Source organism: Psychrobacter sp. Marseille-P5312 (assembly GCF_900291405.1).
GTDB classification, from domain to species: domain Bacteria; phylum Pseudomonadota; class Gammaproteobacteria; order Pseudomonadales; family Moraxellaceae; genus Psychrobacter; species Psychrobacter celer.
The window spans coordinates 504,354-518,710 of sequence record NZ_OLML01000001.1; the positions used below are offsets into that span (position 1 = coordinate 504,354).

11 protein-coding genes are annotated in these 14,357 nt (G+C 47.5%); 3 read left to right on the forward strand and 8 right to left on the reverse strand.

Translation table 11 applies throughout. The features are described from left to right. Positions 1–7 precede the first annotated feature (7 nt). From C6W44_RS02190 to ispH, 8 genes are all read right to left on the reverse strand, one after another. Positions 8–1,477, reverse strand: coding sequence for a C13 family peptidase (locus tag C6W44_RS02190; RefSeq protein WP_227526329.1), 1,470 nt, complete (start codon positions 1,475–1,477; stop codon positions 8–10). Positions 1,478–1,810: 333 nt separating this feature from the next. Next, a complete protein-coding gene (htpG, locus tag C6W44_RS02195; RefSeq protein WP_105244045.1) occupies positions 1,811–3,790 on the reverse strand; it encodes a molecular chaperone HtpG in 1,980 nt (659 codons plus the stop codon). A 303-nt stretch (positions 3,791–4,093) separates the two neighbouring features. Continuing rightward, positions 4,094–5,620, reverse strand: coding sequence for a catalase (locus C6W44_RS02200; RefSeq protein ID WP_319830000.1), 1,527 nt, complete (start codon positions 5,618–5,620; stop codon positions 4,094–4,096). Positions 5,621–5,973: 353 nt separating this feature from the next. After that, complete coding sequence (locus C6W44_RS02205) at positions 5,974–6,789, reverse strand: thioesterase family protein (RefSeq protein ID WP_105244047.1); 816 nt, start codon at positions 6,787–6,789, stop codon at positions 5,974–5,976. Between the two features lie 428 nt (positions 6,790–7,217). Continuing rightward, positions 7,218–8,372 (reverse strand): RNA-guided endonuclease InsQ/TnpB family protein, encoded by a 1,155-nt coding sequence (locus tag C6W44_RS02210; RefSeq protein ID WP_093071385.1) that lies wholly within the window; start codon positions 8,370–8,372, stop codon positions 7,218–7,220. Further along, on the reverse strand, positions 8,369–8,980 hold the full coding sequence (locus C6W44_RS02215; RefSeq protein WP_105243882.1) for an IS607 family transposase: 612 nt from the start codon (positions 8,978–8,980) through the stop codon (positions 8,369–8,371). The genes C6W44_RS02210 and C6W44_RS02215 overlap by 4 nt, the downstream gene beginning before the upstream one ends. A gap of 28 nt (positions 8,981–9,008) precedes the next feature. Beyond that, a complete protein-coding gene (locus tag C6W44_RS02220; RefSeq protein WP_105244048.1) occupies positions 9,009–9,209 on the reverse strand; it encodes a hypothetical protein in 201 nt (66 codons plus the stop codon). A gap of 1 nt (position 9,210) precedes the next feature. Further along, positions 9,211–10,167, reverse strand: a complete 957-nt coding sequence (ispH, locus tag C6W44_RS02225; RefSeq protein WP_105244049.1) for a 4-hydroxy-3-methylbut-2-enyl diphosphate reductase — start codon at positions 10,165–10,167, stop codon at positions 9,211–9,213. Positions 10,168–10,495: 328 nt separating this feature from the next. Here ispH and gmk point away from each other — a divergent pair, with 328 nt between their 5' ends. From gmk to C6W44_RS02240, 3 genes are all read left to right on the forward strand, one after another. Then, positions 10,496–11,119, forward strand: coding sequence for a guanylate kinase (gmk, locus tag C6W44_RS02230; protein WP_105244050.1), 624 nt, complete (start codon positions 10,496–10,498; stop codon positions 11,117–11,119). Between the two features lie 191 nt (positions 11,120–11,310). Further along, the gene (gene rpoZ / locus C6W44_RS02235) at positions 11,311–11,571 is read left to right on the forward strand and encodes a DNA-directed RNA polymerase subunit omega (RefSeq protein WP_068403827.1); all 261 of its coding nucleotides are present in this window, start codon (positions 11,311–11,313) and stop codon (positions 11,569–11,571) included. A 406-nt stretch (positions 11,572–11,977) separates the two neighbouring features. Then, on the forward strand, positions 11,978–14,176 hold the full coding sequence (locus C6W44_RS02240) for a RelA/SpoT family protein (RefSeq protein ID WP_105244051.1): 2,199 nt from the start codon (positions 11,978–11,980) through the stop codon (positions 14,174–14,176). Positions 14,177–14,357 lie beyond the last annotated feature (181 nt).

Here is a 14,357-nt window from a genome sequence, read left to right on the forward strand (position 1 = left end):
GATAAAATCAACGTATCTCATCAATAGCGGCGACTGCTGGACGGGCAGCGTTTTTAGGTGCGGTATCGATGCCAGCCCTCTCTATAATGCGTGCCACTGGCGGCCGCGTTTTATCAAAAAGCACTTGCTCAAAGGCTGGCAGCGCCGTCTCCATTAGACTACCGATGGCCATTTGCGGTTCAGAGGGCTCAAAGCCCATCAGGTTTTCGCGCTTACTAACCCGCCGCCTTGCGTCTTTAAAGGCCGCCGCAAAGCTGGTATTGCTACGCAAGCTCTCGGCAAAAAACGCCTGCCCAAAGTAAGTCATCTCAGCGGTGTTGGTACAACCAAACGACATCTTGTCAGCAGCTGAGGCGGTAATCACCACTGTAGTCGGCGACGCCAGCTCGTCGATAAACGACCCAGAATAACACGCAGACACCACAATCACTCGCCAGCGAATACCAGACGCATCCAGTGCCTCACGCAGCCATGCCGCGTCGAGGTTTTCCATGGCGAGCGGCGGGTTGGCCAATTGTATCAGGTCTTCGGTGCCGTGTGATGAGAGCGTCATAAACAGCACATCTTCATCGGTATTCATCTGTTGGCCAATTTTTTTTAGCCCGCGCAAGATACTGGTCTTGGTCGCCACCGGCTCATCTAGCCAGCTATAAGTATTATTAATCAAAGCAAGCGAGCGACCACTGGTACCAAACCGCACATCAAACAGCTCACGGACTTTATTGATCTCCGAGCGAAATACATTTTGCTCAGAAAACCCCGCCACACCCATAAAATACCAGTCGGTTTTGCCTGTGATACCCGGATCGATACTGTTTAGAGCGTTTTGGAGCAAACGCGGCTGCTTATAGAGCGCCGCCTCCTCTAGCACAGGCTCGATAGGGATTTGTTTAAATATTGGCTGATCAGCGACGTTACGCTGCCAGATAGTCAAAAGCGCCACCGCACCGAGCAGCACAAGGATACGCTCCCACCACGGAATACGCAGGCGCCGCGAAAATATCCAAAGCAGTGCCAATGTCTGCCACAAAAAAAGCAGCAAAAATAAAATAGGTAGAAACGAATAGCTCCAGTCAGGTAGCCAGCCGTGACTGCCCAAAAACTGTACCAAGCTTTGTAGCAGCGCCGATAACGTATCCGCGACCAGCCATAGCACCACGGGCACAAACACCAAGGCTTGATTGCTCGCTCGCCGTGCCAAGATGATACCACTGAGCAAGATAATCATCGGCCAAATAAGATAGCTGACCAGTCCTTGCTCATTAAACACGCTGCCATTTTCGGCTGCCAGCCACGAAAACAGCACATTACTGCCCAGCGCCAATAGCGCAAAAACAGCAAACTGTATAAACGTAGGCTTGACCCAAGAAAACGCCCGCGTTGAGCCTACTAGCATCCATAAGGTTGCAATGATATTGGCCGCGAAATTGAGCGAAAAACGCTGAAGCGATACGGTTTTTAACGACGCAAGTGACAAAGACTTAGACCTCTAGCCAGTCGAGAGAAATAACGCAAATCAAGGATAGCACGCTTTACTGTCAGTGCCACAGTTGAATGTTCAACACGCCCTAATGTTTGTACGGTGTACCGACAGCAGTTTTATCCCTAATTGACGATAAAACAAGGTTAAAAATAAAAAACCCAGCCCAGCCAAACAGCTTAGCGCGCTAATCTATCGCGATTGTAACGGATTGTCGCCTAAGAGGATAAGGCTGATTTGTAAAATTCGGCTATATTTACATAAAAACATATAAAAAAAAGAGGCCTTGAGTACAAGACCTCCTTTATTAGTCACTAATATCAGTCGTGTTTACTTCATCAATAGCTCGTTGACGCGCTTTAGATACGCGGCTGGGTCGTCAAGTTGACCACCGTCGGCCAATAGTGCTTGATCAAAAATCACTTGCGCCAGCTCATCAAACTGCTCGCTGGTTTCTAGTTTTTTGATCAATGGATGCTCTGGGTTGACTTCAAGCGTGGGCTTACTCTCTGGCACCTCTTGACCCATTTGCTTGAGCATCTGAATCATCTGCGGGGAGAGCTCACCTTCGCCGACCACCAAACACGCTGGGCTGTCGACCAGACGCGTTGAGACTTTGACGTCTTTAGCACGTGCGCCTAGAGTCGTTTTTAGTTTGTCAACGACTGGCTTCATGGCCTCTTGCGCCTTTTCCGCTTCCGCTTTTTCTTCTTCGTCTTGCAAATCGCCCAAATCTACCGCACCTTTGGCGATGTTTTGTAGCGGCGTGTCATCAAACTGGGTCAAGAAGTTCATCGCCCACTCATCAACACGGCTGGTCATCAAGATCACTTCGATGCCTTTTTTCTTAAACAGCTCAAGCTGCGGGCTGTTTTTGGCAGCAGCGAGGTTGTCTGCCGTGAGATAGTAGATGGCTTTTTGTCCATCTTTCATACGCGCTTTATAGTCCTCAAAGCTGGTCTCGACCTTGTCATTGGTGCTGGTGGCATAGCGCAGCAACTTGGCAATACGCGCTTGGTTGCCCATGTCCTCGCCTAGGCCTTCTTTGATGACATCGCCAAACTCGCTATAGAACTGCGCAAATTTTTCTTGCTTGTCGCTGTCCTCGCTGTTGGCAAGGCTTGCCAGCAAAGTCAGTACGCGGCGCGCGTTACCATCACGGATAGATTTTACATCGCGTGACTCTTGCAACAGCTCACGGCTGACGTTCAGTGGTAAGTCAGCAGAGTCGATCACCCCTTTGACAAAGCGCAGATACATCGGTAGTAGCTGCTCTGCTTCATCCATGATAAAGACGCGTTTAACATACAGCTTTAGCCCGTGCTGCTGCTCGCGTGTGTACAGATCCATTGGCGCTTTTTTAGGAATATATAACAGCTGGGTGTACTGCACGCGGCCTTCGACACGGTTGTGTGTCCATGTGAGCGGATCGTCCATGTCATAAGTGATGTTTTTATAAAAATCGACATATTCATCATCTTCGATTTCAGATGCTGAGCGTGTCCACAGCGCACTGGCTTTGTTGATGGTTTCCCACTCATCGGTCAAGACCATCTGACCACCAGCTGGTGCGTCGCTACTATCATTTTCGTCCGCACCTTCCTCTTTGACATCTTCTTGCCAAACTTCTTTACGCATCTGAATCGGCAAGCTGATGTGATCTGAGTATTTGTTGACCAGACGCTTGATCTTTCCGCGGTCTAGGTAGTTGTCTTCACCTTCGCTGTATTCTTCTTTTAAGTGCAGCGTGATACGGGTGCCGCGAGTGTCTTTTGTGATGGTCTCAACCGTAAAGCTTCCCGTGCCATCAGATACCCAGCGGACGCCTTGATTGGCGGGCTCACCAGCTTTGCGCGACTCAACGGTGATGGTGTCGGCCACGATAAACCCTGAATAAAAACCCACCCCAAACTGACCGATCAGCTGACCGTCTTGTTTTTGCGACTCAGACAGCTTATCTAAGAAAGCTTTGGTGCCTGATTTGGCGATGGTACCTAGGTTTTCGATGGCATCGGCTTCATTCATACCGATACCATTATCGATAAAGCTGATGGTTTTGGCCTCGGTGTCGACATCGATGCGAATTTTAAGCTCGCCATCGTCTTCATAAAGGCTATCATCGTTGGTGGCTTCAAAGCGCAACTTATCACAAGCGTCCGAGGCGTTAGAGACCAGCTCACGAACGAAAATATCGGCATTAGAATATAGCGAATGGGTCACCAAGTGCAGTAGCTGGGCGACTTCTGCTTCAAAACTGTGTTTTTTTACATCAGCGGAACTTTGATTGTCCACTTGGGTCTGCTCACTCATAAAAACTCCTATTATTCATACCAAAGATGCTGTCATCAGCAGCGGTGAATCACAAATTTCCAATACCAACAGTATGGCATCTCTGACCATAAAGGCTGGGCGATAAATACTGTTAGGCTGGTTAATCAGATAGGGGCACAGGCAAAAATTTCAAGCCAAAATACCGCAAAAACCAAGATTGGCCATAAAAATCGTCCACAAAAAAACCGCCTAAGTTGACTTAAGCGGTTTTTATGATTTTTTAGCATTGAGTGGCATTGCCTCGCTTGCCACCTCTAGGCGCGCCAAGCGATGCGTCGCGGCTTATAGACAGCTTGGCAGATGACGCGCTGGATCAGCGTCACGGGCAGCCATCGCATCTTCGACGCTCAAGCCCAAAGCCTTGGCCACGCCCTCGCCATACGCAGGGTCACACCAGTGGCAGTTGCGAATATGACGGTACTGGATAAAGTCTGGCACGCCTGCCATGTTTCTGGCGGTATTATCAAACAAGACCTGCTGCTGCTCAGCACTCATCAAATGAAACAACGCGCGTGGCTGGCTAAAGTAGTCGCTGTCGTCTTCGCGAAAATCATAGTGCGCCGCATCGCCATCAATCTTTAAGGGTGGCTCGGCATAATCAGGCTGCTCCTGCCACTGGCTAAAGCTGTTTGGCTCATAGTGTGGGCGGCTGCCATAGTTGTCATCGACGCGGCCTTGACCATCACGGTGGTTGCTCATCACAGGGCAACGCGGTTTGTTGACAGGGATCTGCTGATGGTTGACACCGACACGGTAACGCTGGGCATCGGCGTAGTTTACCAAGCGGTTTTGGAGCATTCTGTCTGGTGAGACGCTGATACCTGGGACTAGGTTGCTAGGTGCAAACGCAGCTTGCTCGACATCGACAAAATAGTTGTCAGAGTTTTTGTTAAGCTCAAACTCACCCACTTCGATAAGCGGATAATCCCCTTTTGGCCATACTTTGGTTAAATCAAACGGATGATAAGGGACGGTATCTGCCTCAGCTTCTGGCATGATTTGCACGTACATTTTCCACTTCGGAAAATCGCCTTTTTCGATAGCATCGTATAAGTCTTTTTGATTACTTTCGCGGTCCATACCGACGACTTCACGAGCTTCGTCATCGGTTAAGTTTTTGATACCTTGCTGCGTACGGAAATGAAACTTCACCCAATAGCGCTCGCCCGCTTCATTCCAAAAGCTGTAGGTGTGTGAGCCAAAGCCATGCATGTGTCTGTACGAGGCTGGGATGCCGCGATCACTCATGACGATGGTGACTTGATGAAAGGCTTCTGGTAATAAAGTCCAAAAATCCCAGTTGTTGGTCGCTGAGCGCATGTTGGTACGTGGATCGCGTTTGACCGCTTTGTTTAAATCTGGGAATTTGCGTGGGTCGCGTAAAAAGAACACAGGTGTGTTGTTACCGACCATGTCCCAGTTACCCTCTTCGGTATAAAACTTCAAAGCAAAACCGCGAATGTCACGCTCTGCGTCGGCCGCGCCGCGCTCGCCTGCCACAGTACTAAAGCGCGCAAACATCTCGGTTTTTTTGCCCACTTCGCTAAAAATAGCCGCGCGGGTATATTTGCTGATGTCGTTGGTCACGGTAAAGGTACCAAACGCGCCTGAGCCTTTGGCGTGCATACGGCGCTCTGGAATCACTTCGCGGACAAAATTGCCAAGCTTTTCATTAAGCCAGATATCTTGAGCCAATAATGGGCCGCGCTTGCCTGCGGTCATGCTGTTTTGGTTGTCAGCGACTGGTGCACCATTACCCATGGTCAATTGGGTTGGGGCGTAAGGGCATTTTTTATCACTCATGGTCATACTCCTGTAAAAACAAATGAAAGTGCCAAACTTATACTGAATACGCTTCTAGCAGTATATCTAGAATGCTCGTCAGTTTGTTTGAAAATCGGTGATCTTTGTTCAGATAAATTTTGTTCATAGTAACCTGCCTGTGCAGTTATATTACCTAGCCTTTGCTTGATTACTATTACAACTGATTTATATTGTTTTGTATAATCAATTAATTACATAATTTCGTTTTGTTTTTCAGAACTATAGAAGGCTTTGCGATAATCGACATGGTTCTGGCTCTGCCTTGCCTTCGTTAATATGATCAGCATAGTTAGCATGGTCGCGAATGCGGCGTATATGCTCGCTCACCTTCCTTTATACTAGCGCGGCATCGGGCGGATGGTCAGTATTTGCTCGCTACGACCAAAGGGACCATGCACATCGTGGAGCACAGCACTGGTCAGCCCGATACCATCAGCGCCATACTGCTGTACCGCCTCGATACCGAGCCAGCGACCTTTAGGGACACGGTGCATATGGATTTGCAGGTCTGTATTGGGAAACATCCACTCTAGTTTTGACAGCCCTAAACCCAGTCTTGGTACCACGCCATTGGCAGTATCGACCATGCCCAGTAGATGTACCATATCATCAGTGGGTACGCCCTCTACCATCTCGACATCGTTGGTTATCCAAACCATGCCGCGACCTTCTCGGCGATCTGGAGCGGCCACCAAGCGCACACTTTCGATAAAGCCGCCCGGCCAGCCTTTCATATCCTCCCAAACAGGCAACGTTTCTGGCTTATGCTGTGCTGGTTGATCCTCAATGCCAGCGATGGCGCTGGTGTCTTGCGTCAGCAGTCGCCATGCCCTAGCAATAATGGCATCTCGACCACGGCTGCTCATTACCGCCTCGACAAGCTCGATGGTCTTACCTGGGCGAATACAGCGCGTGGTGATAGTAAACTCATCAAGCGGTATCAGCCCCAAAATATCTAAGCTAATACGAGCAATGCGCATGTTTTTTTTCGGCGCATACCCTTGCAGCTCAGCGCTCAGCACCCCAGTGGCTGGTGCCATATGTTGCTCGTGCTCATTCCACGCGCCTTGGGCATGCTGGGTCGGCTGATAATGCGCGACACTGACGCCCTCTGCCAATGGTTCGCGTTTGACCAATTTGTAATACGCTGACATAATTTTCCTTAATATTTTCGATTCTCTTTTTTATTTAAAGTACACTATTTATGACCGCAAACTGTCTGGCTGATCTTGCCTGACTTATCGTCGACGTATACCTTATATGAGCTTGGTTGGAGTAACGTGTTGCCGGATTCGATAAGCATACGTTATTTGCTCAATCGTTGTTTTTGCATGGTCAGCAGTGTACGACTCTTGACCATGATAAATAGAAAAAACGCCATCACCGCAATCAGTACGCCATATAAGACGCTATAACCGCTCCAAAAATCTTACTCAAACCTAGCCAATATTGACTATTAGATAGGTTTGACGTTTTCTTTCTGCTTCATTGTCACGCGCTATTTCTCATTTGAGATTTAGACTGACCACGACTCCACAGACTTTTTTAATTGGCGATGGAACTCACCGTCCAATAAACAGGATTATGCAGCTGTTAAAATAACAGTCGCGTTATTTAAAATATTGATGCTGGCGTTGAGGTCACGGTCATGAGAAACCTGACAGTTAGGGCACAACCACTCACGCATTTTCAATGTTAGCTCATCTTTACCAAGGATATGATTGCAGTTTGAACAGGTTTTTGAGCTTGGGTAGAAGGGTCCGACTGATTTCACAACCTTGCCTTGCTCAGTGGCTTTGTAGATAAGCTGTCGCTTAAACTCAAAGAAACCCAAGTCACTGATAGCTCTTGATAGCCGCCTGTTCTTAACCATACCTTTGACATTCAAATCCTCAATCGCAATCACATCAAACTCATTAACCAGACTTGTTGTGATTTGATGGAGAGAATCTTGCCTAATACACCTGATCTTATAGTGCAAACGAGAGAGCTTGGTTTTCGCTTTTTCTCTGTTTTTACTGCCTTTTTTAGTGCGACTGAGCGCTTTGTTTAGCGTTCTTAGTTTTTTAAGGTTTGCTTGAAGTGGTTTTGGCGCTTTAATTTTAGTGCCGTCTGATAAAACCAGTAAGTCGGTAATACCAAGATCAACACCAACGCTTTTACCTGTCTTTTTAGTAGGAATTACAGCTTTTTGTATTTCAACAGCCACACTAACAAACCACTTACCGCCACGTTTAGAGATGGTGGCTGACATGATCTTGCCGTCAAAACGTAAAGCTTCTTTTAAGCGAACCCAGCCCAAGTTTGGGATACGAATGGATTTACCTTTAATGGCAAATTGGTCGTTGGATAAACTGAATCTATCGTCACGGCCTTTTTTACGAGCGGTTGGGTATTTCGCTAAGCCTTTAAAGAAGTTGTTATAAGCATCACCCAACTGCATGATTGCCGCCTGCGGAGCGCATTTGGTCACTTCCAGCATATAGGGGAATAATTCACGCTTAATGGCGTTCAATTCGCGTCTGAGCTTCGCCTGTGAGGGCTTGTTTAGATTTTTAGTATCAACCTCAACGCCTGCGGCCAAACACGCATCACGGTACGCTTTGTCAAGCGCATACTGCCGCTGCCACTCATGCAAAGCCCAGTTGTAGGCTTTTCTCGCCACGCCACAAGCACGAGCAAGGTGATTTGCCTGTACGTTGTTTGGCTTGAGTTCGATAATGTGTCCACGGATCATAATGCTTTTTTAACCGCCTCTATTAATTGTTGGTTTTTCTTGCTGCAAGAGCCGTATAGCCTCGCTGAAAATACGGTGATAATCTCCAATACATCTTGGGCTAATTCTTGCTCAAAACTCAACTCTTCACCTTGATTGATTATTACCACTTCAACGTCACGAGCCTCACACAACATGAAAACCAGTTCTGCACCAAATCGTAAAAGCCTGTCTTTATGGGTAATTACCAGCCGTTCAACTTTATTGCTCAGTATGTCATCAAGCAGGTTTTTTAAGCCTTTCTTTTTATAATCCATTCCACTACCAAGATCGGTAATCGTCTCAAAAGTCCAGCCTTGCCTGGCACAATAAAGTTCCAAAACTTGAGACTGGAGAAGTAAGTCGTCTTTTTGATCACGACTCGACACACGAGCATAAGCAATGGTTTTTCGGTCTAATTTAGGTGGTGTATTCAAGGAATGCGGTCTGATTTCACTTAAATCATATCGCCTATGCCCGTTTTCGGTTCGCTTGGCGACTAACGTACCATCCTCATCCCAACGTCTTAATGTGGATTGAGCAACCCCGAAATGTTTGGCAGCCTCCCCAATACTAACCAGTTTCCCCATAACTTGCTCTCTATATTATAGATATAATCTATCTATTATAGTAATAAATAGGTAGGTTTGTATATGTTTTATTTAACTGTTTGCAACCCTTTATAAACTGAGCGGTATTGAGTAGCAGCATCAGCACCAAGACGATGGTGACAAAGGTATTGATTTTTAGCTGCTTGTTGATCTCATCTAGCGTGGCTTCTGCTAAGACAAACTTTGTTTTTGACTGCTGTCGACTCATATCACTTGCCTACTTGAGTGACCGGAATGCGCAGCGCTTTTGGCAGGCTAAACGTCACGTTTTCTTCGATACCCGATAGCTCGCTTGGCAAATCGCCACCCCAGTCTTGTAGCTGCTTTAGTACTTCTTGGATCAGGACTTCCGGCGCTGAGGCACCAGCCGTCACCCCGATACTCTGCACACCCTCCAGCCAGCTTTTGTCCATCTCACTGGCATTGTCTATCAGATACGCTCGGCAATCCATACGTTCGGCCAGCTCGCGCAGACGGTTGGAGTTTGATGAGTTTGGTGAGCCAACGACCAACACCACTTCACAGCGGCCCGCCAAGTCTTTGACCGCATCTTGGCGGTTTTGGGTGGCATAGCAGATATCGTCTTTGCGCGGGCCTTGAATACTTGGAAACTTATCGCGCAGTGCATCGATGACGCGCGCGGTATCATCCATCGATAGTGTGGTTTGGGTGACAAACGCTAGGCGCTCAGCGTCTTGGATACTGAGTGCAGCCACATCACTTTCGTTTTCGACCAGATGAATCTGACCGCCATGCCCACGGTTAAATCGCCCCATGGTGCCTTCGACTTCTGGATGTCCAGCATGGCCGATCAGCACAGCATCCATGCCCTCTTGTGCAAACTTTGCTACTTCGATATGCACTTTGGTGACGAGCGGACAAGTGGCGTCAAATACCGTCAAATCGCGGCGCTCAGCCTCATCCTCGACCGCCTTTGATACCCCGTGTGCTGAAAAAATAACGATGGAACCATCTGGTACTTCATCCAATTCTTCAACGAATACCGCGCCGCGATTGGCCAAGTCTGAGACCACAAATTTATTATGTACCACCTCGTGGCGGACATAAATGGGCGGCTCAAAACGTGTCAATGCTTCGTTGACAATCGCAATAGCGCGATCGACACCAGCACAAAATCCCCGCGGATTGGCAAGATAAATTTGCATAAAAAGGCCTATCATTAGATAATTTGTATTTAAGACTATATAAAACGTCTCACAACAGCTTGGAGTAAGCTTTGATTGAAGGTTTGGGATAAAACCCATGCGTTACTGTAGCATAATTTGCTTTTATTGCCTTCGAAATTCCTGCGCCGGTCACAGTTAGTAAGTGGTAGTCATGTGACTACCGCCTACTGATGGGCAGGTGCTTTATTATGCGTAACAGCTGTTTATCACGGTACCAATCAACCCTGCTATCGCCATAAATGATGGCGATTTTTCTTTTTACCAGCTTTTTATATTTATTAGGGCACTCGCTACTAGGACACACTGTATGACAGGTTCACTATTTATCATCACCGCCGCTTCAGGTACTGGCAAGACCTCACTGGTAAAACAGCTATTGGCTACCACCAATGACTTGACTGTCAGTGTGTCACATACCACGCGCGCGCCGCGTCCAGGCGAGGTCGATGGTCAGCATTATCATTTTACCAATGTCGACAAATTCGTCGCCGCCATCCATGACAATCAGTTTTTGGAGCATGCCGAGGTGTTTGGCAACTATTATGGCACCTCAGAGCAAAGCGTACGAGCACAGTTAAACGCAGGTGTCGATGTCATCTTAGAGATTGACTGGCAAGGGGCGCTACAAGTCAAAAAAATCTTCACGGACGCGGTGATGATTTTTATTTTACCGCCTAGTATCGATACCCTGCGTCAGCGTCTATCAACACGCGCGCAAGACTCGATGGAGGTCATCGAGCAGCGTTTGGCCGGTGCAGTGACGGAAATGGCGCAGTACGTCCATTTTGATTATGTGATTATAAATGACAACTTTGAGGTGGCATTGACTGAGCTAAAGGCCATTATCGTCGCTGACAGGCAGACCCTAAGCCGCCAGCAGCAGCGCTACCATCGCACCATTGCCAATTTGCTCGGCACTCAAGCAGACTAAAACGTCAGACAAATTAACACATTAAAAGGGCGGCATGCCAGATTTTATGATGTAGAGATAAAAAAGCAACGACGCGGCGGAGCAAAAAATGCTATAATGTCTAGCTATCCCCCTTTATATATTTTTGATATTATTTTTATTGAGTGGCGGCCATCTTCGCCGCTTAATAAAAACAACCGAGGTAGCTATTTATGGCACGAGTGACGATTGAAGATTGTTTAGATAATGTAGATAATCGCTTTGAGCTGATTTTAGTCGCAAGCAAGCGCGCCCGTCAATTGGCCAAAGGTATCGCTGAGCCAATGGTTGATGTCGACAATGACAAACCAACGGTTTTGGCATTACGTGAGATTGCTGCTGGCAAAATCACCCGCGATATTTTAAATCAGCCAGAGCATAACTTTGCAACCAGCTCATTAGACTTAGCCCTGTCAGGTGATCATAGCTTTTAATCTTTAACCGTGGTTTGATAGACCAACCAGATTAAGGCGGGCTATATATGCCCAAAAAGCCGTCATATCACCATGACAAAAGAGACCACAGCATAGGCTGTGGTTTTTTGGTTGTATCAGTTGTAATAACCACTGAGACCCCAAAATATACCACTGAGTGGGAATTTTTAGATTTTTTGCCGCGCGATTTGCTTAGCTGTTGACATTGAATGCGATTTACGATTAATTAGAAGGTGCACGGCGCTCACTCACGTTTTCTATAGTGAGTTCATATTTTGTCAGCCGCCGCTTATCTTGATCGATGATTGATTGTTATCGCAGTTGCCTAGTCATAAAAACTGGCCATAAAAAGCAGCCATAAAAACTGGTCATAAAACCCAGTCATCAAATATAGGATCGTCACTTTATGATTCAAACCTTGCCCAAACTCAGTCATCACCTAGTCGATGATGCTCAATATAACTTATTGCGCTCAGTAGGCTACCTCACTGCCGACGAGCGCCGTGATGTTATTGATGCCTGTGAGTTTGGTGACATCGCCCATATCAAAGATAAGCGCAAATCAGGGGAGCCTTATATCACCCATCCTATTGCGGTCGCTGAGATATTGGCAGGTTTTCGCTTGGATCGAGATACCATCATTGCGGCGATTTTGCATGATACGGTGGAGGATACTGAGGTCAGTGATGAGCAAATCGCCGAGCGCTATGGCAAAGCCGTAGCCAGATTGGTCGATGGTGTCACCAAGCTCAAATCCTCGGCACACAATAAACAAGAAAACAAAGCTGCCACTTTTCATAAGATTTTGACCGCAACCCTCGCAGATCCACGAGTATTGATCATCAAGCTGGCAGATCGCCTGCATAACATGTCGACATTGGATGCGGTGCGCCCAGAAAAACAGCGCACCACCGCACAAGAAACGCTGGATTTTTATGTGCCCTTTGCGCGGCTGATGGGTCTCAATGACATCGCCGATTATATCGAGGTACTGTGCTATCGCAACCTTGACTCTGAGATGTACAACAAGCTCTCAGATAAGCTGTTGCAGCATGGCTTGGGGCGCAATTTTCAACGAGAAGCCATTCATCGCTATCTGAGTATCGTGTTAAATAACTTAGATCTAAACGGTCTGGTCAAGGTCTTGGACAACCGCGTGGTGATTTACCGACAGTTTTTTCGCAACCGCGGCGAAATCAGTGCGCTATTGCGTCATTATGCGTTTGAGATCGTACTCGACAATATCGAAGCTTGCGATAAGCTCGCCTATTATCTGATCAAAAAATACCAAATCGACGACACCCATATTGCTGATAATATTCGCCGCCCGCTGCCAGGTGGCAATCAGTCGCTGACGCTCATCTACGAGCGCGACAATGACGTGGTCAAAGTTACGATTTTGACCAAGCAAATGCAAAGCGCGGCAAGGCTTGGGGTCATCGGTGCTGAGCATGCCTCTGATGTCAGTCAATCGGTCATTCAAGCGTCCTTGCGTAACATGAAGGACTTGGTCGAAGAGGACAGCTTAAATGATGGCAGTCCTGACTTTTCGGCGGCCGTCTCTACCATTAACGAGCTGATGGATTATTTACACTCTAGCAAAATCATTTGTTATAGCCCCAAAGGCCGAGCCTACGAGCTGCCGCAAGGCGCCACCGCCCTAGACTTTGCTTATGCTGTCGGCCCGATGGTCGGCAACGTCGCTGTCGGTGCCAACATCGATGGCAAAAAAGCCAAACTGGGCACGGTGGTCAAAAATGGCCAACTGGTTGAAATCGAGGTCGACAACCACTCAGAGCCAAAAGCAGAGTGGCTTGGGTTTGTAGCCACCAACAAGGCCCGTGAAGAGATATTGCGCTGGTTTAAGGACTTGTCCGCTGCTGACAAACAGCATCATGGAAAGCAAGCCTTAGATCGCGCGCTTAAGACTTATCAAAAAAGCCTTGACGACCTGACAGACAGCGACTGGAAAAACCTAACTGAATGGCGCGGTTTGACAGAAAAAAACACCTTATTTGAGCAAATCAGCTCTGGCACATTGCTGCCGCAGCTGGTCGTTACCCGTTTATTTAGTGACGAAGTCAACGACCTACACGCGCAAGAAAATAGCGATGACATGACCCAGCCGCAGCAGCTGATCGTCAACGCCTCAGGGGTTGAGATCAACTTTGCCAACTGCTGTCATCCGATCTACGGCGACCCTATCGTCGGTCATTTATCACGCCACGGTCTGGTCGTCCATCGTCATAAGTGTTTTTCGCTTGATGACATTCGTAAAGACAATCCTTATCAGGTCATTCAACTGCGTTGGCGCAGCGATAAAGCTGTCAACCAAAGCGAGGTGGGCGAGACGGGGATCAAAAATAACGGTAAGGTTCGTTTCCCCGCTTATCTTAAACTCTCTATCGCCTTGAGCGATGAGCAAATCAGTGAAGTGATTTATCACCTGCGCCAGCTCAATATGGGCGTCGAAAAAATCGATGTACGCAGCAGCGATACCATCCTCCATATCGTGGTACGTAGCCGCAACCACTTAGCGCAGGGTATCCGCGAGCTACGCTCATTACTCGGCTTCCCCAATATTATCCGTCTATATCAGCTATAGCGCTGAGTAGCAGCTAGATGTGTCGCTCTATCGTCGAATCCAAATAAATCAGACACATGGCTATCAAGTCGTGTTTATATTGGATTGACGATCGCACAAGCAGCTTTTGATGACGCGGCAAATTATAAAACGCGGCGCGATACTCAGATGTTTTTAGAAAGCAGTAAACAATGCTAAACTG

Bases quoted from the DNA above. Each gene is read 5' to 3' on its own strand.
- C6W44_RS02210 (WP_093071385.1), bottom strand. From the start codon at position 8,372: ATGATCCGTGGACACATTATCGAACTCAAGCCAAACAACGTACAGGCA.
- C6W44_RS02205 (WP_105244047.1), bottom strand. From the start codon at position 6,789: ATGTCAGCGTATTACAAATTGGTCAAACGCGAACCATTGGCAGAGGGC.
- ispH (WP_105244049.1), bottom strand. From the start codon at position 10,167: ATGCAAATTTATCTTGCCAATCCGCGGGGATTTTGTGCTGGTGTCGAT.
- C6W44_RS02220 (WP_105244048.1), bottom strand. From the start codon at position 9,209: ATGAGTCGACAGCAGTCAAAAACAAAGTTTGTCTTAGCAGAAGCCACG.
- C6W44_RS02240 (WP_105244051.1), top strand. From the start codon at position 11,978: ATGATTCAAACCTTGCCCAAACTCAGTCATCACCTAGTCGATGATGCT.
- C6W44_RS02200 (WP_319830000.1), bottom strand. From the start codon at position 5,620: ATGACCATGAGTGATAAAAAATGCCCTTACGCCCCAACCCAATTGACC.
- htpG (WP_105244045.1), bottom strand. From the start codon at position 3,790: ATGAGTGAGCAGACCCAAGTGGACAATCAAAGTTCCGCTGATGTAAAA.
- rpoZ (WP_068403827.1), top strand. From the start codon at position 11,311: ATGGCACGAGTGACGATTGAAGATTGTTTAGATAATGTAGATAATCGC.
- C6W44_RS02215 (WP_105243882.1), bottom strand. From the start codon at position 8,980: ATGGGGAAACTGGTTAGTATTGGGGAGGCTGCCAAACATTTCGGGGTT.
- gmk (WP_105244050.1), top strand. From the start codon at position 10,496: ATGACAGGTTCACTATTTATCATCACCGCCGCTTCAGGTACTGGCAAG.